Source organism: Pseudonocardia sp. ICBG1034 (assembly GCF_020131375.1).
GTDB lineage: Bacteria > Actinomycetota > Actinomycetes > Mycobacteriales > Pseudonocardiaceae > Pseudonocardia > Pseudonocardia alni.
Map to the genome: position 1 here is coordinate 1 of NZ_JAHLEK010000019.1, position 20,964 is coordinate 20,964.

The following is a 20,964-nucleotide window of genomic DNA, read 5'->3' on the forward strand; positions in this document are numbered from 1 at the left end:
ACACCGACGGGCTCGTCGAGCGCCGCGGCGAGGTCGTTCGACGAGGGGCTGGACCGGCTGGCCCGGATCGCCGCCGAGGTCGCGGGGCTGCCGCCCGAGCAGTTCGCCGACCAATCGTCGGCCGGGCCCCTGGCGGGGCCGCCCCACACCGACGACGCCGCGCTGGTCTGCGTCCGCGTCCTCCCGCCCGACATCGACCTCCCGTCCCCGGTCCGCCCGGGAGCTGCCGGCGATGCGCCGCCGGGTCCGGCGCTGGGCCGGCCATGTGGGCCTGGCCGAGGACCTCGGCGACGACCTGGTCCGAGCGATCGACGAGGCCGCCGCCAACAGCGTCGAGCACGGCTACGCCGAGTTCGACCCGCCCGGCGAGGTGCACCTGCGTCTCGGCTACACCCCGCACGACGGCGTCCGGGCCCGGGTCGCCGACACCGGCCGCTGGCGGCCGCCGCCGCCCGACCCCGGCTACCGCGGACGCGGCCTGCAGATGATCCGCGCCATCGCCACCACCGCCGAGATCGACACGGCGGGCGGGGGCACCGTGGTGCGCATGCAGATCACCCCGGACCCGCGCACGCCCGCCGTGGCGCAGCACCCCGCGCCGCCCGTACGGCCCTCCCCCGGACGCCGGCGCACCGAGCTGCACGACGACGGCCGCAGCGGCGACGCCCGCCGCCTCACCCTGGCCGGCGACCTCGACCTCGCCGGGGCAGCCGAGATCCGCGACCGGCTCCTGGAGCTGGTCACCGCCGGGCCGGTGCTCCTCGTCCTCGACGGACCGACCTACGTCGCGAGCAACGGCGCCGCCCTGCTCGCCGAGGCCGCCGACCGGGCGGGCGCCCGCGGGCACCGGCTGCGGGTCGAGGTGCCGCCGGGTCCGGCGCGGCACGCGCTGGAGCTCTCCGGGCTGCTCACGCTCCTGGGGTGAGGGCCCGGCGGCCCGGCACACAGCTGCCTGCCGAGCCGCCGCGAGCCGGTCAGCGGCAGACCACGTCGTCGGGCGGGAGTGTCCCGTCGACCAGGTACGACGTCGTGACCCCCAGCGCGCACGGGGTGTTCCCGACGCCGGCGTAGACGCCGTGGCCGCTCCCGTTCTCGACGACGAGCCGGGCCCGGTCGCCGAACTTCTCCCGGAGGAGCTCACCGCCGCGCAGCGGGGTGACCGGGTCGTGGCGGTTCTGCACGATCAGCACGTTCGCCGGGCCCTCGTCGAGCACACGGACCGGCGGCTCGGCCGGCTCGTACGGCCAGAAGGCGCAGGGCAGCACGTTCGCGCTCGCCGCGCCGTACACGGGGAACCGCTCGCGGTCCTGCGCCACCGCCCGCTGGTAGGCCGCGACGTCCCGCGGCCAGGCGACGTCGTTGCAGGTGGTGGCGAGGAACGCCGTGTACGCGTTGTCCTGCGGCGACGGGCCCGCGGGCGGTGCCGGGGCGGGCGGCGCGTCGCCGGACAGCAGCGACTGCCAGGCCGCGGCGGTGCTGCCGTAGAGGGTCGGGCCGTACAGACCGACGAAGGTGGCGGCCCGGAACACCCGCCCGTCGACCCCGGCCGACGGCCGGTCGTCGAGCCGCGCGGCGAGCCGGAGATAGGTCTCCCGCACCTCCTCCGGGGTGGCGCCCAGCCCGTAGGTGTCGTGCCGGTCGGCGGCCCAGCGGGCGAAGTCCCCGAAGGTCTCCTCGGCGCCGAGTGCGTAGCGGCGGATGCCGTCGGGGTCGAGGTGGGTGTCACCGACGTTGCTGTCGAGCACGACGCGGTCGGAGCGGTCGGGGAACAGGGAGGCGTAGGCCGCCCCGAGCGCCGACCCGTAGGAGAAGCCGAGGAAGCTCGCCTTCTCCTCGCCGAGCGCGGCCCGGATCCGGTCCATGTCCCGGGCGACGTTGGCGGTCGTGACGTGCCGCAGGTGCCCGTTGCGGTCGTTCACCGCGCACCGCTGCGCCACCTCCCGCGCGACCTCGGCCGTCCGCAGGACCGCCGCGTCGTCGGCGGCGTACGGCGGGATGTTGCCGATGTAGTCCAGGTCGGCGCCGCCCCCGCCGGCCGGAACAGGCGCATCCGGGCGTCGTCGTCGAGCCGCAGGACGGCCGCGAGCGCCTCCAGCACCGTCGCCTACGCGGTCGACACCTCCCCCGAGATCGACGTCGACGAGATCCTCGTCCGGCCGGTCCGGCAGCGCTGAGCGCCGGCCGGGCCGCCTCCTGAGGAGGCTCCCGGCCGGGCTGCGACCGGGCGTGGGTGTGCGGGGCGGCGACCGGTGTGCCACATTACGGGGGCGTGACCGTGCCGTCCCGTGGTGCGGTCCCGGCCGTTCCCGCACCGGCCAGGTCGCGTGGTCGCTGTCCTGGCGGCTCGTTCCGACGCGTGAGCCGTGCGGTCGTGAGGACCGCTCGTCCCGTGTCCCGAGGGTCGACCGGAGAGCACGCATGACGACGTCCCCGCCCACCGGCACGTCCCCCCGTCGTACCCGTCCGACGACGGCGGGCGGGTTCGGCGAGCTGGCCGCCCTGGTGTCCGGGGCGGGTCTGCTGCAGGAGGCCCGCCGCACCTACCTGCTCCTGTTCGCGGCGAACGCGGTCCTGCTCGCGGGCGGCCTCACGGTGTTCGTGTGGCTCGGCCCGTCCTGGTGGCAGCTGCTGCTGGCGGTGTTCTTCGCGGTCGTGACCACGCAGCTGGCCTTCATCGGCCACGACGCGGGCCACCGTCAGATCTTCGCCGGCCGGCGTGCCAACGACGTCGTCGGCTACCTGCACGGCGGGCTGGTCGGGCTGAGCTACGGTGCCTGGGTCACCCAGCACACCGCGCACCACGCCCATCCCAACCACGCCGACGACGACCCGGACATCGACATCCCGGTGCTCGCCTTCAGCCCCGAGCAGGCCGCCGCCACGCGGGGCCCCGTCCGTTGGATGGTCGGCCACCAGGCGTACCTGTTCCTCCCGCTGCTGTTCCTGGAGGGGTGGAGCCTGCACCTCACCGCCGTCCGGGCGATCCTGCGCCGAGAGGTCCCCCGCCCGCGGCTGGAGGCGGCGTTGCTCGTCGCGCACGCCGTCGGGTACCTGGGGGCGGTGTTCTGGGTCCTCGCGCCGGTGCAGGCCGTCGCGTTCGTCGTCGTGCACCAGGGGCTCTGGGGCGTGTACATGGGCCTGGCGTTCGCTCCGAACCACAAGGGGATGCCGGTCATCCCGGCGGGCCGTCGACTGGACCACCTGCACAAGCAGGTGCTGACCTCGCGCAACGTGCTCGGCGGCCGGGTGCTCGACGTCGCGCTGGGCGGCCTGAACTACCAGATCGAGCACCACCTGTTCCCCCGCATGCCGCGCCCGCACCTGCGCCGCGCTCAGCCGATCGTGCAGGAGTTCTGCACCACCCACGGCCTGCCCTACACCCGGACCGGTCCCCTGCGTTCCTACGCCGAGGTCCTCCGTCACCTGCACGAGGTCGGCGCCCCGCTGCGGCGCCCCACCGGGCCACCGGCCGGCTGACCCGTCCCCGGGTCCGCTCGGGGCGACAACCCCGAAGGAGAACCACCAGCATGGACGACCCGACCCCCTCGACCGCCTCCGACCACACCCCGGACGAGCTGTGCCCGGTCTGCCCGCACCCCTGGGAGGACCACGACGCGATCGACCGGAGGTTCTGCTCGGCGAAGATCGCGGGTGGGTCCTCGCAGGGGTGCGTCTGCGCGAAGGGGTGACCGCACCGCGCCGTACCGCCGCCGGGGCGGGGTGACTACGTCGTCGCCACCAGCAGCTGCTGCCCCAGCGCCCGCAGCGGGTCCGTGTCACCGGGCAGCGCCGCGACCGGCCGCAGACCGGCGGCGGCGAGCTCGGCCCACCACTGCCGTTCGGTCAGGAAGATCCGGTCGGTGCCGGCGCGCAGGTCCCCGCTGCCCGCGGCGGCCGCGCCCGGACGCGCGGACATGAGGAACTGCATCGACACCAGCGCCGGGAGGTGCTCGCGGGTCGACTCGACCAGGGCGAGCACCCCGCCGGGGGCCAGTACCCCGCGGACGGCGGCGAGCGTCGCGCGGACGTCGACGGCGTTGTGCAGGACGTTCGCCGCGACGACGAGGTCGTGGCGGCCGTCGTGGGCGGCCAGGTCGGTGGTGACGTCGAGCAGCGCGGTCCGCACCCCGGGGAACCGGGTCGCGGCCAGGTCGAGGAAGAACCGTGAGACGTCGGTGAACAGGTAGTCGACCGGCGCCTCCCCCAGGCCGTCGAGGACGGCGCGGGTGCTGCCGCCGACGCCACCCCCCAGCTCCAGGACGCGCAGCGGCTCCGCCCGGGTCCGTGCGGTGGTCGCGGCGAGGTGGGCCAGCGCCCCGTTGAGGTAGGTGTTGATCGTGTTGTCCTGGTAGCTCGCCAGGGCGGTGGCGATCTCGCCGTCGGGGAACAGCAGCGCCTGCAGCGGCACCTCGTCGCGCAGCAGCGCGGGCAGGTGGGCCATGGCGGCGGCGAAGAACTCGACCATCGCGGGCGGGTAGCCCAGGTCGGTGCACGCCGCGTGCAGCGCGCCGTCCGGCTGCGGCCCGGGGTCGCCGTGCGCGGCGAGCTCGGCCCGCCACCGCCGCACCAGCCACGCGTGCCGCGGGGCGACGTCGGGGTCCCCGGCGTCGAGCACCGAGGCCATGGCACGCAGCGCGACGGCGTCGAGCCGGGCGACCGCGTCGGCAGGGCCCGCGTCGCCGGCCGGTGCGCCGCCGGGCAGCGCGGCCAGGCCCGCCGCGTCGGCCGCGGCGACGTCGTCCGGCCCGGCGACGGGCAGCAGGACCGTCGCGTCGGTGCCGGTGAGACGCCGCGCGAGCGGCCCGACCCGGCTCCGCACGAACGCGGGGAACGGCTCGTGGGCCCGGCCCGGGCCGGCCAGCCCGGCGGCGGGCCGGGCGGCCGCGGCGGCGGGCCGGGCGACCGCCAGCAGCTCGGGGTCGTCCGGGTCGAGGAGGACGGCGGCGTCGTGACCGGCGAGGTCGGTGCGCAGCCGGGCCGCGGTGACCGCGTGCGGGCCGGGACGCAGCAACGCGTTGGGGATGCCGCGCAGCAGGACCGGCTCCGCCCCGGCCAACGGGTCGCCGGTCCAGTCCAGGACCTGCGGGACCGGCGAGGGTCCGGCGTCGACGTGCAGGACGGCGTCGAACCGGTGGCGCGACAGCTCGGTGTCGTCGGTGAGGGTCTTGGCGTGCACGGCGACGGCGATCCGGCGCCCGCCCGCGAGGGCCGCCGTGGCGAGGGCGGCCGGGTCGACCAGCAGCTCACGGTCCGTCGCGGCGCGCTCGGCGACGGTGCGCGCCAGGGCGTCGTCGTCGGGGGCGGGCCCGGTGGCGGTGACGGTCTCCCGCCAGTGCCGCAGGTGCAGGCCCGCGTGCCGCACGTCGCCGACGACGACCGTCCCCCCGGCCGCGACGACCGCGGTCGCGGTACGGAGCACCTCGGTCAGGTAGGCGAGGTCGGGGAAGCACTGCGTCACCGAGTTGATCACCACGCAGTCCGGTGCCCGCCCGCCGAGCGCCTCCCGGACGGCGGCCGAGCCGGCCTCGTGCGCGGCGCCCCGCACGACCCGCACCCCGGGCGCGGCGGCGGCGCGGTGCCGGTCGACGACGTCGCCCGCGATGTCGGTGCCGACGTAGGCCTCGACGTGCGGGGCGATCCGCTCCAGCAGCATCCCCGTGCCGCAGCCCAGCTCCAGCACCCGGCGCGGGCGCGCGGCGAGCACGAGCTCGGCCGTGCGGTCGGCCCACTCCCCCATGTGCGCGGCGGGCAGCGGCGCACCGGTCCCCGAGGCCCGCCAGCCGGCCAGCGGCGACGGGTCGGAGTAGGTCCAGTCGTAGACCTCGGTCCAGTGCTCGCGGTGCTCGACGACGAGCGCGCCGTCCGGCGGGACGAGCGCGGCCGGGTCGACGACGACCCGGGTCAGGTCCTCGTCCCGGGTGATGCGCGCGATCCAGGGGTGGGTCGGGTCGGCGGTGGGTTCGGTGCGCACCGGGCGGTTCCTCTCGGTCTGGGTGACGGGGTCGGGGCGGGGTCGACGAGGTCGACGACGTGGTCGGCGCGTTCGACCAGCGCGCGGTCGTGGGTGGTGGCGAGCACGGCGAGGCCGTCGGCCCGGGCGGCGTCGAGCAGGTCGAGGACGGCGGCCGTGGTCGCCGCGTCCAGCGCGGAGGTCGGCTCGTCGGCGAGCAGGACCGCGGGCCGCACGGCCAGCGCACGGGCCAGCGCGACCCGTTGCCGCTGCCCGCCCGACAGCGCCGCCGGGCGCCGTCCCGCCACGTCGGGCGGCAGGCCGACCGCGCCCAGCAGCCGGACCGCCTCGGCGCGGGCGACGGCGGCGGGCATGCCGTGGAGCCGGCGCAGCGGGCGGGCGACGGCGGCCCCCGCGGTGCGGGCCGGATTGAGCTCGTGGACGGGGTGCTGCCCGACCAGCGCGACGACGCCCGGGGTGCGGTCACCCACCGGCCACGGCGTGGCGGAACCGGCCAGTGCGAGGGTGCCCCCGGTGACCGGCCGCACCCCGGCCAGTGCCCGGAGCAGGGTGGTCTTGCCGCAGCCGGACGGCCCGGTGACCACGGTCAGCCCGCCGGGCCGCACGGGAACGTCCACGTCCGCGGCGGCCCCGGGGACGGCCGTGGTGACGTGCCGCGCGTCGAGGACCGGCACCGCGGTGGGCGACGGCGGCGTTCCGGCCCGGGACGGCGGCGGACCGGCCGGGGCCGGCGGCGGCGCGGGGGCGCCCACCCGCACGACCCGGTCGGCGACCGCGGCGACGGCCGGGTCGTGGGTGACGACGAGGGTGACGCCGCCGCGGGCGCGCAGCAGCTCGACGACGACGGCGGTCGCGGCGGGGTCGAGGCCCGCGGTGGGCTCGTCGAGCACGAGCAGGGCGGGGTCGCCGGCCAGCGCCCTGGCGAGCGCGACCCGGCGGGCCTGGCCCCCGGAGAGCCGGTCGGGCCGCAGCCCCCCGACGGCCCCCGGGTCGAGGCCGACCGCACGCAGCGCCGCGTCCGGGTCGGGGACGGGCAGCTGGGCCCGGGCGTCGCGCAGCGGGTGCAGCGCCGGGTCCTGCCCCAGCAGCCCGAGCGTGCGCCGTCGCCAGCGGCGTCCCCGGGGCAGCGGAGCGCCTTCCCAGCCGACACCTCCCGAGACGGCGCGCAGGCCCCCCGGCAGGGTGCCCAGGACCGCGTGCAGCAGCGTGGTCTTGCCGCTCCCCGACGAGCCGACGACGGCGACGACCTCCCCGGGGTGCGCGTCGAGGTCGGGGCCGTCGAGGACGACGCGCCCGTCGGGATCGAGGACGCGCAGCCCGCGCACGGTGAGCCCGGGGCCGGTCTGCACCGGGCCGCCGGGGACCCGCGTCGTACCGGTGCGTGCGGGCACGAGCCGCAGCGACACCACGGCCAGCACCGTCGCGACCGCACCGAGCGCGACGGCCGGGGCGAGCACCGCAGCCGGGTTCACGGTCAGCCCCGGCAGGTTCTCCCGCAGCATCACCGCCCAGTCCGGGGCCGGCGGCGGCGGGCCGAACCCGAGCACCGAGGTGGCAGCGGCCAGCTGCAGCGCGAGCACCGCGCGGCCGGCGAGGTCGGCGGCCACCAGGGGTGCGTGCGCGGGCAGCACCTCGCGGAGCAGCACCGCGACCGGGCGTTCGCCGTGGACGAGTGCGGCCTCGACGTGGCCCGCGGTGCGCGCCCGGGCGGTGGCGTCGGCGACGACCCGGACGGTGAGCGGCGCGCCGCCGACGACGGTGCCGACGACGACCGCGGCCGGCCCGGGCAGCGTCACCGCGGCGACCAGGACGAGCAGCAGCAACGGCACCGCGACCAGCAGGTCGCTCAGCGCGGTGACGGCACGCGCGCGGCGCCCGCCGGTCCACCCCACCCACAACCCGCCCGCGGTGCCGATCGCCGTGGCGAGCAGGGCGGCGGCCACCGCCGTCGTGACCGGTCCGGTTCCGCCGTCGAGCACCCGGGCGAGCACGTCGCGGCCCAGGACGTCGGCGCCCCACGGCAGGCCGGGCCGCGGCGGGGACCACGGCGCGGCGACGACCCGCAGCGGGTCGCCACCGGCGAGCGGACCCGCGACGGGCAGCGCGACCAGCAGGCCGAGCAGCAGCCCGCCGGGCAGGAGCACGGAGCGCCTCACGGCCGGCCCGCCGCGGCGGCGACGAGGTCGGCGGCCAGCGTCCCCGCGACCACCACGGACGCGGCGAGCAGCGCCACCGCCGAGACCACCGGCAGGTCACGGGTGGCGACGGCGCCCACGAGCAGCTCCCCGAGCCCGGCGACCCCGAACAGCGTCTCGACGACGGTGCTGCCCGCGACCAGCGAGCCCGCGGTCACCGCGAGCACGCGCAGCGCGGGGGCCGCGACGAACGGACCGGCGTAGCGCAGGGCCACGACCGGTGCGGGGACCCCGCGCAGCACGGCGTCGCGCACGAACGGCCGGGCCGCGACGTCCTCGACGACCCCGCGCAGCTGGCCCGCGGCGAAGGCACCCGACGGCAGCGCGAGCGCGAGGACGGGCAGGACGAGCAGGTCGGGCCGGGCCCACGCCGGCTCACCGGGCGGCAGCAGCGACACCGGCGGGACCCAGCCCAGGACGCCGGACAGCAGTGTCGCGAGCCCGACCGCGACCACGACCGGGGGCACCGCGGAGCCGACCGCGGCGACGGCGGCGCCGCGCCGGCGGGCGAGCAGCGCGGCGAGCGGCACGGCCACCACCAGGGCCGCGACCACCAGCACGGCGGTGGTCCCGGCCCGTCCGGCGACGAGGTCGGCGACCGGACGGCCGCTGACCAGCGACCGTCCGGGGTCCCCGGTGAGCAGGCCGGCGACCCAGGTCAGGAACCGGGCGGGCCACGGCCGGTCCAGGCCCGCCGCGGCGCGCAGCTCCGCGAGCGCGGCCGGGTCGACCCGGCCGCCCGCCCGGACCGTCACGGCGTCGGCGGGCAGGACCGCGGTGGCGGCGGAGACCACCACCGCGGACCCGGCCAGCAGCCCGGCGGCCCGCAGGACGGCGCGGGCCACCGCACGGGCCACCGCCCGCCTGCGGCCCGGCGCCCGGCCGGGTCGGACGTCGGTCATCGGTCGTGGTGCACCCGGTCGAGGAAGCCGGCGCCGAACCCGATCGCCGGGGACACCCCGGTCACCCCGGGTGCGGCGAGGTCGAGCCGGTCGCCGACGCCCCACACGAGGTAGCCGCCCTCGTCGCGCAGGCGGGTCTGCAGGGCACCGAGCCCGGCGCGGCGCTTCGCGGTGTCCGGCTCGGCCAGCGCGGTGGCCAGCCGGGCGTTCCACGACGGGTCCGCCCAGGCGGTCTCGTTGGTCGGCGAGCCGGGGGTCAGTGCCACCCGCACGACGTCGAGGAAGGGGATGCCGCCGAGGAAGCTGACGTAGAACGGCTCGGCGCCGTAGACGGTGCTGAAGTAGGTGTCCGGCGGGCCGACCTCGATGCGCGCCCGCACCCCGATCTCGGCGAGCTGCTGGGACAGCAGGGTCGCCGCGGTGTCCATGCCCGGGTAGGCGGTGGTGGTGTGCAGCGTGACGTCGACGCCACCGGCCAGGCCGGCCTGCGCCATCAGTGCGCGGGCGCGGGGCACGTCGCGTTCGATCTGCGGGAGGTCGCGCGGGCTGCTCGGGTCGGTGGGGGTGATCAGGTCGTTGCCGAGCGTGCCCTTGCCGCCGAACACGGCGTCGAGCAGCTGGCGCCGGTCGACGCCGAGCCGGATCGCCTCGCGGACCCGGGGGTCGGAGAAGGGCGCGGTGTCGGTGCGCATGACCAGCGGGTACATCGTCGCGCCCGGTTTGCGGACGACGGTCAGGCCGGCGGCCGCGCCCTGGTCGGCGGCGGTGGGCGGGACGCTGCCGGCGAGGTCGGCCTCACCGGACAGCACGGCCTGGGCGCGGGCCTGCGGGTCGGCCAGCGCACGCACCTCGATCACCCGGCTCGGCGGCCGCGGCCCCCACCAGGAGTCGTTGCGTTCGAACACGGTGGTCTGGGCGTCGGAGCGCACCGGCCGGAACGGGCCGGACCCCGGGACGAGGCCGGAGGCGAAGTCGGTACTGCCCTCGGGTACCACGAACGTGGCGCCCATCAGCGCGGTCCCGACCTCGGCGTAGGGCGCCCGGGTGACCAGCGTCAGCGTGGTGTCGTCGGTGGCGCGGGAGGCGGCGAGGTCGAACATGGCCGTCCGGCCGAAGTTCTCCGCGGACTTCGACGCCATCCGGCGCAGTGAGAACAGCGCGTCGGCGGCCCGGACCTTCGCACCGGTCGTGAACACGGCGTCGTCGCGCAGCCGGACGGTCCAGCGGGTCAGCGTGGGGTCCGGGGTCCACGACGTCGCCAGCCGGGGCTGCGGGGAGCCGTCGTCGCCCGGGACGGTCAGCACGTCGTAGGTGAGCGCCATCCGCACGATGTCGCTCTCGGCGGGAAGCATCCCGTGCGGGTCGTCGACGGCCGCGCCGCCGGAGCCGGGTGCGACGTAGCGGACCGTGTCCGCCGGACCGGCGGCGGTGGGTGCCGGGGCCGCGCAGCCGGCGAGGACGGCGCAGGCCAGCAGGCCCGCGGTGAGCAGTCGTCTCATGCGATCCGTTCCAGGAGTGCGAGCAGCGCCGCGTCGATCGCGGCGCCGACGTCGGGGAGGGCGGGCCGGTGCAGCACGCCGTAGTGGTGGGCGTCGACTCCGACGGTGTGCAGCGGGCCGGCGAGGTGCGCCGACCAGCCGAGGTCGGGCCCGGCACCGGGCGGGGTGTCGTCGACGCCCATGCCGATGCCGGAGTTGCGGGGCGCCCGCCGGTCGGCCCGGACCAGGACGGTCGCGGTACCGGTGGCGTCGAGTCGCCGCGCCCGGTGGGCGGCCAGCGCCCGCAGGTGCCGGGCCATCACCGCGAGCCGCCCGACGACGGCCGCGTCCGGTTCGGCCCGGCCCAGCAGGCCGTGGTCGCGCAGCCGGTCCGCGACGGCCGCGACGAGGTCGGGCGGGGCCCCGGGTCCGGTGAGACCGTCGGCGTCGAGGTCCGCCCCGAGGTAGGCCTCCAGCGCCCGCAGGTGCCGGACGGCGACGGCGCGGTCGAGCTCGGCCCCGGTGCCGGGGACCGGCCGGATGTGCGCCGGGTCGTTGGAGTCGACCATGACCAGGAGCGGGACGGACTCCCCCGCCGCCGTCAGCTGGACGGCCATCTCCTGGGCGAGCGTGCCGCCCATCGACCAGCCGCCCAGCAGCCACGGCCCGCGCCGTCCGGCGGCGCGCAGCGCGGCCAGGTGGGCGGCCGCGAGGGCGGGCACCGTCTCCGGCGCGTCGGTGTGCGGCGCCGGGAGCGACAGGTGGGGGTCGGCGACGGCGAGCACGTCGAACCGGCGGTCGATCATCCGGGACAGCTCGACGTAGCAGAGCACGTCCCCGCCGGAGGGGTGGACGAGCACGAGCGCGGGCCGGTCCGGGTAGTCCCCGCCGCGCAGCGGGATGACCGCGTCGGCCGCGTCCGCACGCACCGTCGCCCCCGGGGCGGGTGCCGGAGGTGGGGCCGGAATCGGGGAAGGAGCCGGGGCCGCCGGGTCGGGGGCGGGTCCCCAGGCCGCCGGGTCGGTGGCCAGCAGGCGTACCCGCTCGGCGTGCCGGGCGGTGACGGCGTCCAGCTCGTCGTCGGGCAGGACGCCCTCGGGGCCGTCCCACTGCAGCCGCAGCTCGCCCGCGACCTCGACGACCTGGTGGTCCAGCCACACCTGCGGGGTGGAGGACAGCGCGGCCACCTGCTCGCCGATCCACTCCAGGGACCGGCCGTCGTCGAGGCCGAGCGCGCTGGTGAAGACCACGGGCACCCGGTGCACCGCGCCGGTGCGGGCGGAGCGTTCGGCCAGCACGTCGAGCGCGGAGGCCGCGCGGTGGTCGAGCTCGTCGAACAGCCGGGCCTGGGTGGCGGCGGCGCGCTCGGCGAACACCGGGTGCGGGGTCTCCGGCGTGCCGTGCAGGACCAGTGAGGTGAAGTCCCCGACGACGCCCGCGGTGCCCGGCGGGCGGTCGAAGAGCGTGAGGAGCACGCCGAACCCGCCCGCACCCGCCCACTCGGCGAGCACGTCGGTGAACGCGGTGAGCAGCACCGCGGTCGGTGTGACGCGGTGGCGGGCGGCCTGCGCGCGCAGCGCCGCATGGTCGGCCGGGGCGATCCGGTGGACCCGGCGGCGGAACCGCGGCGGCCGTCCGTCCGTCGACACCGGCGTCCGGACCGGGAGCGCGGGCGGGCCGGGGACCGGCCGTCCGCGCCACCAGTCCGCGGCGGCACGGCCCTCCGGTCCGGCGGCGCGCGCGGCCAGCGCGGCGGTGCAGGCCGCCGGGTGGACACGCGGCGGCGGGGGCAGCGACCGCGGCGCCTGCGGGGCTGCGGCGTCGGCGTAGGCGGCCCGCCACTCGTCGGAGACGATCCACCAGGACGCGGCGTCGCACACCAGTACGTCGACGCCGATCAGGACCCGTACCCGGCCCGCGGGGAGCAGGGCCGCCTGGATCGTCACCAGGGGCCAGCGGTCCGGCGGGCCGGGCCGGGTCGAGATCCGCTCGCGCAGCGACGCGAGCCGCGACCCCCGCCGCTCCGGGTCGGCGCCGGTGAGGTCGTGCACCCGGATCCGGTAGTGCGGGACGTCGTCGAGGACGCGGAAGCGGCCGTCGGCGGTGGCGACCACGCGCAGCATGGGGTGCCGGGCGACGACGACGTTCCAGGCGGCCTCCAGCCGGGGCACGTCGAGCCCGTCCGCGTCGTACTCCAGGTAGAAGTAGCAGGGCACGCCGCCGTCGTCGTAGCCGCCGTCGCGGCCGACCAGGTAGGCGTGCTGGACCCGGGTCATCGGGAACGTCCCGTCGGCGGCGACGCCGTCCTGCCCCGCCGCGACCGGCTCCGGGGCCGTGGGGGCGGCCGCTCCCCCGGTCAGCAGAGCGGCCAGCCCGGCGACGGTGGGGGCGGCGAGCAGGTCGCGCAGGGCGAGCGCGACGCCGTGGCGGTCGTGCAGGGCCGCGAGCATCCGCGTCGCGAGCAGCGAGTGCCCGCCGAGGGCGAAGAAGTCGTCCTGCGGGTCGGTGACCGGGGTGCCGAACAGCTCGCTCCACAGCGCCGCGACCTCCCCCTCGACCCCGTCGAGGGCGGGCCCCGTGGGTGCGGCCGCGGCCCGGGGCCGACCGGACGCGGCGATCCGGCGCGCCAGGGGCGAGGCGGTGACCGCCAGCTCGTCGACGGCGGGCAGGGCGAGCACCCGGTCGAGCGCGTCGCCGCCGGTGGTGGCGTCGAGCGCGGCCGATGCGGTCGCGCCCGTCCCGACACTCCAGCCGTCCCAGTGCACGGCCTGCCATCCCGGCCCGGCGACGGCGGCCAGCGCGGCGTTGGCGGCGGCGTATGCCCCGGTGCCGACGCCGCCGAGCAGCGTCGCGACCGAGGACATCAGCAGCACGCGGGACGGGCGCCGGTCGGCGGGCAGCGCCGTGACCGCCCGGTGCAGGGCCAGTGCCCCGCCGAGCTTGGCGTCGAGGTGGGCACGGACCCGTCCGGCGTCGAGCTCGCGGAGCGGGTCCAGCTCGGCACCGGCGAGCACCCCGGCGGCGTGGACGACGACCGACAGCGGCCCGTCGCCGGCCAGCTCGGTGAGCAGGGCCGTCGTCGCGGCGGGGTCGGTGGCGTCGACGGCGCGGGTGCCGTCCCGCCCGGTGCGGGAGGTGACGACCACGCGGTGCCCGGCCGCGGCGAGGCGGCGGGCGACGACCTGACCGACCGCGCCCGCGCCGCCGATGACGACCGCCGTCCCCTGTGCGGGGGCGGCCGCGGGGTCCGGCTCGGCGTCCCAGCCGCGCAGGGCGAGCCGCCAGCGGGTGCCGCCGCGCCAGGCGGTCACCGCACCGGCGCCACCGGCGGCCAGGGCGGCGGCCTCGGCCAGGACGAGCCCGGCCTCCCGGTCGGTTGCGGGACCCGGCCCGGCACCGGAGCCGGTGTCGGCGCCGAGGTCGGTGGTGGCCCAGGCCAGGCCGGGCCGTTCCTGTCCGAGCACCCGCGGCAGCGCACGCAGTGCGGCCGCGGCGGGGTCGGCCGGGCCGTCGGCGGCGATCCGGGCGCCGCGGCGGGTCACCAGCAGCAGCCGCGGCGCGTCGTCGTCGGGGAGGTCGGCGGCGTGGGCCCCGAACCCGGCCACGACCGTCGCGGGGTCGGCGCCCGGGTCCGGGCCGACGACGATGACGTCCGGTCCGGGGGTGAGCCGCTGCCGCAGGGTGTCGGCGAGCGGGCCGTCGCCGAGCACGGTCCATCCCCCGTCCGGCCGGCCGGTCACCGGGGCGACCGGCTCCCAGGTGAGGAGCTGCAGCGGTTCGTCGGGCGCGGTGCCGGTGGCCTGCTCGGGCGGGTCGATCCAGTGCCGGGACCGGGTGAAGGCGTAGCCGGGCAGCACGACGCGGCGGCGTCCGGACCCGGCCGGGGCGCCCGGGTCGACCGGGACGCCGTGTGCCCACAGCCGTCCCAGCGCGGCGCGGGCCGCGGCGGTCTCGTCCGGCCCGATGGCGTCCGGCCCGGCGTCGAGGAGCGGCACGGTCGCGACGACCCCCTCCGCGCCGGTGGCGAGCCGGGACAGTGCGGTGCCCGGCCCCACCTCGACGACGACGGCGGGCCCCTCCCCGACGGCGGCCGCCAGGGCGTCGGCGAACCGCACCGGGCGGCGCAGCTGCTCGGCCCAGTGCCGTGCGGTGCCCAGCTCGGCGCCCGCGATCCGGCCGGTGACGGTGCTCGCGACCGGGATGCGCGGCGCGGTGCCGGCCAGTCCGGCGAGCGCGGCCTCCAGCCCGGCCTGCTCGGCGTCCATCGCCCGGGAGTGCATGGCGGCGGACACGGCGAGCGGGGCGTGGGCGACGCCGTCGGCGGCGAGGGCGGCGGCGAACGCGGCCACGTCCGCGGCGGGGCCGGACACCACGCACGCCGACGGGCCGTTGACCACGGCGAGGTCCAGCGCGCGGGGCAGCCGGGCCACGAGCGCGTCCTCGGACAGGCCGACGGCGAGCATCGCTCCGCCGCCCGCGGCGCGGGACGCGGCGAGGCAGCGGGCCGCGACGAGCCGGGCGGCGTCGGCCAGCGCGAGCGCGCCGCCCACGGTGGCGGCGACGCACTCGCCGAGGCTGTGCCCGACCAGCGCGTCCGGGTGGGCGCCCCAGCTCCGCAGCAGCGCGGCCGCGCCGACCGAGACCGCGAACAGCGCGGGCAGCCCGAACGCGGGGTCGGCGATCCGGTCGGCGGGCCCGCCGGGGTCCAGCGCGTCGGTGACGTCGGCACCCAGGTGCGGGGCGAGCAGGGCGGCGGCCTCGTCGAACGCGGCGGCGAAGACCGGTTCGTCGCGGTGCAGCCCGGCCGCCATCCCCGGCCGGGGGCTGCCGGCGCCGGGGAAGGCGAACACCAGGCGGGGGGTGCCGGCGTGGACCGGTGCGGCCGCGGCCAGCGCGGCGAGCCCGACGCCGACGACCCGGTGGGGCAGCGCGACCCGCCCGCGGGCGAGGGTGTGCGCGGCGTCGGCGGGACGCACCCCGGACGGGCCCGGGGTCAGGGCGGCGGCCACCCGCGCGGCGGTCGCCCGCGCGGCCTCGGCGGTCGCGGCGGACACGCACAGCAGCTGCGGCCGGGGGTCGTCGGCGGCCGGGGCCCGCTGCGGGGCCGGGCCGAGGACGACGTGGGCGTTGGTGCCGCCGATGCCGAACGAGCTGACACCGGCGTGCACGGGTCCGGTCCACGGCGCGCAGACCGCGGGGAGCCGGAACCGGCTCCCGTCCAGGTGCAGCGCCGGGTTCGCCGGTTCCGCGTGCAGCGTGGCGGGGACCCTCCGGTGCGCCACCGCCAGCACGGCCTTGATCAGCGACGCGACGCCCGCCGCGGAGTTGGTGTGACCGATGTTGCCCTTCACCGAGCCGAGCGCGCACGGCTCACCGGTGTCGCCGAGTACCCGGCGCAGCGCGGTGACCTCGACCGGGTCGCCGAGCGGTGTCGCGGTGCCGTGCGCCTCGACCAGGCCGATGTCGGCGGGACCGAGCCCGGCGACGGCGAGCGCCTCGGCGACGACGCGGGCCTGGCCGCGTACCGACGGCGCGGTGAACCCGGCCTTGTCGGCGCCGTCGTTGTTGACCGCGGTGCCGTGCACGACGGCGTGGACCACGTCGCCGGAGGCGAGCGCGTCGGACAGCCTGCGCAGCGCCACGACGCCGACGCCCTGGGTGTAGACGATCCCGCTGCCCGCGGCGGCGAAGGGCCGCACGTGCCCGTCGGCGGAGAAGATCCCGCCGGGCACGTGCACGTAGCCGCGGCCCTGCGGCACGATCAGCGACACCCCGCCGGCGAGCGCGGTGTCGGACTCCCCGCTCAGCAGCGACTGCACGGCCAGGTGCACCGCGACCAGCGAGGTCGAGCAGCTCGTCGACACCGCCACGGCCGGCCCGGACAGTCCCAGCCGGAAGGCCGTCTGCAACGGCAGGTAGTCCGGCTGGGTCGCCATGGCGGTGGCGAGGCTCCCGAGCGGGTCCGGGCCCGCGCCGGTGGGGTCCCACCGGTCGGCGAGGTTGGAGGCCAGGTAGCTCGACTGCATGGACCCGGCGAACACCCCGACCGCTCCGGCGTCCCGGACGCCGCCGTGCCCGGCGTGGTCCAGGGCGTGCCAGGCGGTCTGGAGGAACAGGCGCTGCTGGGGGTCGAGCAGGTCGGCCTCGGCCCCGGTCAGCCCGAACGGGGCCGGGTCGAAGCGGTCCTGGTCGGTGAGGATCCCGGCGACGGGGACGTAGCCGGGGCGCTCGCGCAGGGCGCGCGGGACGCCGCCCGGGTCGACCCGGGTGAGGCCCTCGCGGCCGTCGACGAGCAGCTGCCAGAAGGCGTCGAGGTCGTCGGCCCCGGGGAACCGGCACGCCATGCCGACGACGGCGACGGGCTCGTGCGTGTCGCTCATCCGGCCACCGCCGCGGCGCGGGCGCGGGCGGCGCGGCGGCCGGCGGCGCGGCCGTCGCCGGGCTGCGGGGCCGGCGGGTCCGGCACCGGTGGGGGTGCGCCCGCCCCGGTCGGCTCCGTCGCGGTCGCGGTGAGGTGCCGGGCCAGGTCGCGGACGGTGGGATGGGCGAACAGGTCGACCACCGTGAGCTGCGGGTCCAGCTCGACCAGCCTCCGGTGGGCCAGGACCAGGGTCAGCGAGGACGCCCCGAGCTGGAAGAACGGGGTGCCCACCTCGACCGGTCCGTTGAGCAGGTCGCTGAACACCCGCGCGACGGTCCGTTCGACGAGCGGGTCCGGGGCTCTCGTGGCCGCGGGCGAGGAAACCGGCGCGGGGGGCGCGGCCGCGGCCGCCGGGGTCGGAACCGGGGCGGTGGACGGGGGCGGCGCGGTGGACGGGGCCGTCACCACGAGCTCGACGAGCCCGTCGGCGGGTGTCCGTTCGGCGACCGTCGCGCCGTGGGTGCGGAGCTCGGCGCGCAGCCGCTGCACCCACGGCGCGGCGACGGCGAGCGCGTCGACGGGTCCGATGCCGCCGCAGCCGACGGTGAGCCGCAGCTCGATGCCCTGCGGCGGGACCGCGGGCCATCCGGGGGCCACGTGCTCCTGCCCCGCCGTGGCGGCCGGGGCCGCGCCGGTCGACGGGACCGTGGGGGCGGGGACCGGTGCCGGGTCGGCGGGGGTGGCGGTCTCGGAGGCCGCTGCCGGGGACACGACCGGAGCCGCGGTCGGGGGCACTGCGGAGGACGGTGTGGACCGGGCGGCGAACGGGTTCGGCAGGGCCCCGTGATCGACCTTCCCGTTGGCGGTGATCGGCAGCTCCGTCAGCACGACGAAGCGGTTGGGCACCATGTACGGCGGCAGCGCCGCGCGCAGCGCGGCGGCCAGCTCGCCGTCGCCGGGCGGGGTCGCCGGGTCCGCGGGCACCACGAACGCGACCAGCCGGGGCCGGTCGTCCGGGCCGCGGACCGCCTGGGCGACGGCGTGGCGGACAGCGGGCAGCCGGTCCAGGGTCGCCTCCAGCTCCCCCAGCTCGATCCGGTGGCCGCGGATCTTGACCTGCCGGTCGGTACGGCCGAGGAACTCGATGGTGCCGTCCGGGCGCCACCGTCCGAGGTCACCGGTCCGGTAGACGCGGGTGCCGGTGGTCGGGTGCACGGCGAAGCGGGCCGCAGACTGGTCGGGGTCGCCGACATAGCCCTCGGCGAGCCCGTCGCCGCCGATGAACAGCTCCCCGGGCCGGCCCACCGGGCAGGGCCTGCCGTCGTCGGGGTCGAGGACGTGGAAGCTCTGGCCGCCCAGTGCGCGGCCGTAGGGGATGCTCGGCCAGGCCGGGTCGACCGCGTCGACCGGGTAGGAGATCGACCAGATCGACGCCTCGGTGGCGCCGCCGAGACCGATCACCCGTGCCTGCGGGGCGAGCGCGCGCAACCGGTCGGGCAGGGTCACCGGGATCCAGTCGGCGGACAGGAAGACCTGGCGCAGCGAGGCCAGCGCACGCCGCGTCGCGTCGGGCTCGATCTCGGCGTACTCGACGAGCATCTCCAGCAGCGCGGGCGCGGTGTTCCACACGGTCACGCGGTGGGCCGCCATGAGGTCCAGCCAGTGGCCGGGGTCGCGCTGCCGGTCGGCGTCGGGCAGCACGACCCCGCCGCCGGCGCCGAGCACCGAGAACACGTCGTAGACCGACAGGTCGAAGCTGTACGCCGACAGCGCGAGCACCCGGTCGTCCGCACGCAGCGGATAGCGGGCCTCGAGGTCGTCGAGGGTGGTGCGGGCGGCGCGGTGGGCGATCCCGACGCCCTTCGGGGTGCCGGTCGACCCGGAGGTGAAGATCGCGTAGGCGAGGTCTCCCGGGTCGGGGCGGCGCGGGGTCGCGGCGTCGCCGTCGAGGACCCCGTCGGCGTCGAGGACGTGGGTGCGCACCCCGTCGGGCCAGGCGGTGGTGTCCCCCGGCGCGACGAGCGCGTGCCGCAGGCCGGAGCGGGCGCAGACCGAGGCGATCCGTGCGGCGGGCCACGACGGTTCGACCGGGACGTAGCCCGCGCCGCTCGCGAGGACCCCGAGCAGGGCGGTGACCTGCGCGATCCCCTTCTCCACGCAGACCGCGACCAGCTCGCCCGGCCCGGCTCCGACACCGGCGAGCGCGGCGCCGGTGCGGTCCGCGCGGGCGGCGAGCACGTCGGCGGCGACGCAGCCGCGGGCGTCGAGCAGCGCGGGTCGGCCCGGCCGGACGGCGGCGCGCCAGGGGTCGTCGAGGAGCGGGCCGTACGCGGTGAACGGGTTCGGGCCGACCGGCCCGGCCGCGGCCGTCGACGGGTCGTGTCCCAGGGTGGGGTCGGTCCAGGCGGCGGGCTCGTCGGCGAGCCGGCGCAGCAGCGTGTGGTGGGCGTCGCGCAGTCCGGGCACGAACCCGGCGGGCAGGGTGTCCGCCCGCAGGTCCCAGTGCACCCGGAGCACGCCGCCCGCGTCGTGGACGATGTGGTCGAGCAGCACCTGCGGGGTCTGGGAGATCCCGAAGACCTCCTCCCCCAGCCAGTCCGTGGCCGCCGGGCCGTCCCCGGTGAGCCCCAGTCCGCTGGTGAACACCACCGGGTGTGCGGGGGCGGGCAGCCCGGTGCGCGGGTCGCGCGGCCCGGCGGTGCCCGCGGTGACCTCGACCCCGGGCACCGAGCGGTGCTCCAGGTCGGCCCAGAACCGCCGGTTGACGCGCTCGGCGAACCCGGCGAAGCCGTCCCAGGTGCGCAGGTCCGGCGGCTCGACGGCGACCAGCACGGTGCTGGTGAAGTCGCCGACCACCCGGTCCAGTCCCGGTGTGTCGTCACCGGCGGCGACGTCGTCGCGGTCGAACAGGGTGGTGTTGAGGGCGAAGGGCTCCTCGGCGCCGAAGCGGTGGAGCACGAACGCGAACGCGGCGAGCAGCGCGCCGGTCGGGCTGAGCCCGTGCCGGGCCGCGGCGGCGCGCAGCCGGCTCCACGCGTCGGCGTCGAGGACGGCGGTGTGCCGGGTCATGCGGGGTGCCGGGTCGCCGGGCGGGTCGGTCCACGGCAGCCCCGTCCACGGCAGGGCGGGTCCGGCCGGCAGCGGTGCGCGGTCCGCCCAGTAGGCGCGGTCGCGGTCGCGGCGCGCCCGCTCGGCGGGGTCGGTGGTCGTCCGCGCGGTGAGGGCCGCGAAGGTCGTCGGCAGCGGCGGCAGCGCGACGTCCGGGTCGGCGACGACCTCGCCCCACTCCCGCATCAGCACCATCCAGCTCGTGAGGTCGAGCGCGAGCACGTCGATACCGATGTGCAGGCGGGTGCGCCCGTCCGGGAGCAGCGCGGCCCGCAGGTCGTGCAGCGGCCACGTCCCCGGCTCGCGCACCTGGTGCGAGCACTCCTCGCGCAGCGCGCCCAGCCGCACGTCGGGGTCGGGGTCGGTGCGCAGGTCGGCCGTGGCGATCCGCGTCGCGGGGACCTCGGGGAGCACGCGCTGGCGGCCGTCGTCGCCGACGACCATCCGCAGCATCGGGTGCCGGCGCACGAGGACGTCCCAGGCGGTCGCGAGGCGGTCGAGGTCGGCGAGCGGGTCGCCGTCGGGAACCCGGTCGAACTCCTGGTACCAGAACGTCGCGACCCCGCCGAGCGGGAACGCCGGGTCCCGGCCGACCAGGTAGGCGCTCTGCACGGCGGTCAGCGGGAACGGGGTGCCGTCCGGCGGCGACGCCGGTGCGGCGGTGCCTGCGGTCGGCGGGTCCGCCGCGGGAGCGGGCTCCCCGGCGGCCGTCCCGGCCACCGTGCGTGCGGTCGCGCCGCCGAGGAAGTCCGGCAGCGGCAGGCTGAGCCCGGTCTCCTCGCGCAGCCGCCGGCGCAGCCGCACGGCGGTGAAGGAGTCGAGGCCGAGCTCGGTCAGCGGCACGTCCGGTGGGAGCTGGTCCGGCCGGTCGAGCACCTCCGCGAGGCAGGCGAGGACGTCGTCGAGCCGGACCGTCATGCGGTTGTCCCTTCGGGGTGCGGGAGTTCGG

12 protein-coding genes are annotated in these 20,964 nt (G+C 78.3%); 4 read left to right on the plus strand and 8 right to left on the minus strand.

The window, feature by feature from the left end; all coding sequences use genetic code 11:
* Positions 1-194, minus strand: a 194-nt coding sequence (locus KPF22_RS20080; RefSeq protein WP_224403127.1) for a hypothetical protein, incomplete at its 3' end; no start/stop codon positions are given.
* A gap of 29 nt (positions 195-223) precedes the next feature.
* On the opposite strand from KPF22_RS20080, the gene KPF22_RS20085 reads away from it, so the two are divergent.
* Entirely contained in the window at positions 224-925 is a 702-nt protein-coding gene (locus KPF22_RS20085; RefSeq protein WP_224403120.1) for an ATP-binding protein, read from the plus strand.
* Positions 926-974: 49 nt separating this feature from the next.
* Here KPF22_RS20085 and KPF22_RS20090 read toward each other — a convergent pair whose 3' ends face one another.
* Complete coding sequence (locus KPF22_RS20090; RefSeq protein ID WP_224400897.1) at positions 975-1,919, minus strand: alpha/beta hydrolase; 945 nt, start codon at positions 1,917-1,919, stop codon at positions 975-977.
* Here KPF22_RS20090 and KPF22_RS33240 point away from each other — a divergent pair.
* The 3 genes from KPF22_RS33240 (at position 1,899) to KPF22_RS20105 (ending at position 3,689) form a co-directional block, all read left to right on the plus strand.
* Positions 1,899-2,174 carry a hypothetical protein gene (locus KPF22_RS33240; protein ID WP_224400896.1) on the plus strand — a complete coding sequence of 92 codons (276 nt, stop codon included), beginning with the start codon at positions 1,899-1,901 and terminating at the stop codon, positions 2,172-2,174. The genes KPF22_RS20090 and KPF22_RS33240 overlap by 21 nt on opposite strands.
* Before the next feature lie 244 nt (positions 2,175-2,418).
* Positions 2,419-3,477, plus strand: coding sequence for an acyl-CoA desaturase (locus KPF22_RS20100; RefSeq protein WP_224400895.1), 1,059 nt, complete (start codon positions 2,419-2,421; stop codon positions 3,475-3,477).
* Between the two features lie 50 nt (positions 3,478-3,527).
* On the plus strand, positions 3,528-3,689 hold the full coding sequence (locus tag KPF22_RS20105; protein WP_224400894.1) for an RGCVC family protein: 162 nt from the start codon (positions 3,528-3,530) through the stop codon (positions 3,687-3,689).
* A 35-nt stretch (positions 3,690-3,724) separates the two neighbouring features.
* On the opposite strand, the gene KPF22_RS20110 is transcribed toward KPF22_RS20105, so the two are convergent.
* From KPF22_RS20110 to KPF22_RS20135, 6 genes are read right to left on the minus strand one after another with little or no spacing between them, the layout of a single operon-like run.
* The gene (locus KPF22_RS20110) at positions 3,725-5,971 is read right to left on the minus strand and encodes a methyltransferase (protein WP_224400893.1); all 2,247 of its coding nucleotides are present in this window, start codon (positions 5,969-5,971) and stop codon (positions 3,725-3,727) included.
* A complete protein-coding gene (locus tag KPF22_RS20115) occupies positions 5,902-8,127 on the minus strand; it encodes an ATP-binding cassette domain-containing protein (RefSeq protein WP_208825640.1) in 2,226 nt (741 codons plus the stop codon). Before KPF22_RS20115 ends, KPF22_RS20110 begins: the two co-directional genes overlap by 70 nt.
* Positions 8,124-9,068 (minus strand): ABC transporter permease subunit, encoded by a 945-nt coding sequence (locus KPF22_RS20120; RefSeq protein WP_224402990.1) that lies wholly within the window; start codon positions 9,066-9,068, stop codon positions 8,124-8,126. Before KPF22_RS20120 ends, KPF22_RS20115 begins: the two co-directional genes overlap by 4 nt.
* On the minus strand, positions 9,065-10,567 hold the full coding sequence (locus KPF22_RS20125) for an ABC transporter substrate-binding protein (RefSeq protein WP_224402991.1): 1,503 nt from the start codon (positions 10,565-10,567) through the stop codon (positions 9,065-9,067). Before KPF22_RS20125 ends, KPF22_RS20120 begins: the two co-directional genes overlap by 4 nt.
* Positions 10,564-16,926 (minus strand): type I polyketide synthase, encoded by a 6,363-nt coding sequence (locus KPF22_RS20130; protein ID WP_224402992.1) that lies wholly within the window; start codon positions 16,924-16,926, stop codon positions 10,564-10,566. The genes KPF22_RS20125 and KPF22_RS20130 overlap by 4 nt, the downstream gene beginning before the upstream one ends.
* On the minus strand, positions 16,923-20,933 hold the full coding sequence (locus KPF22_RS20135) for an amino acid adenylation domain-containing protein (protein ID WP_305080306.1): 4,011 nt from the start codon (positions 20,931-20,933) through the stop codon (positions 16,923-16,925). The genes KPF22_RS20130 and KPF22_RS20135 overlap by 4 nt, the downstream gene beginning before the upstream one ends.
* Positions 20,934-20,964 lie beyond the last annotated feature (31 nt).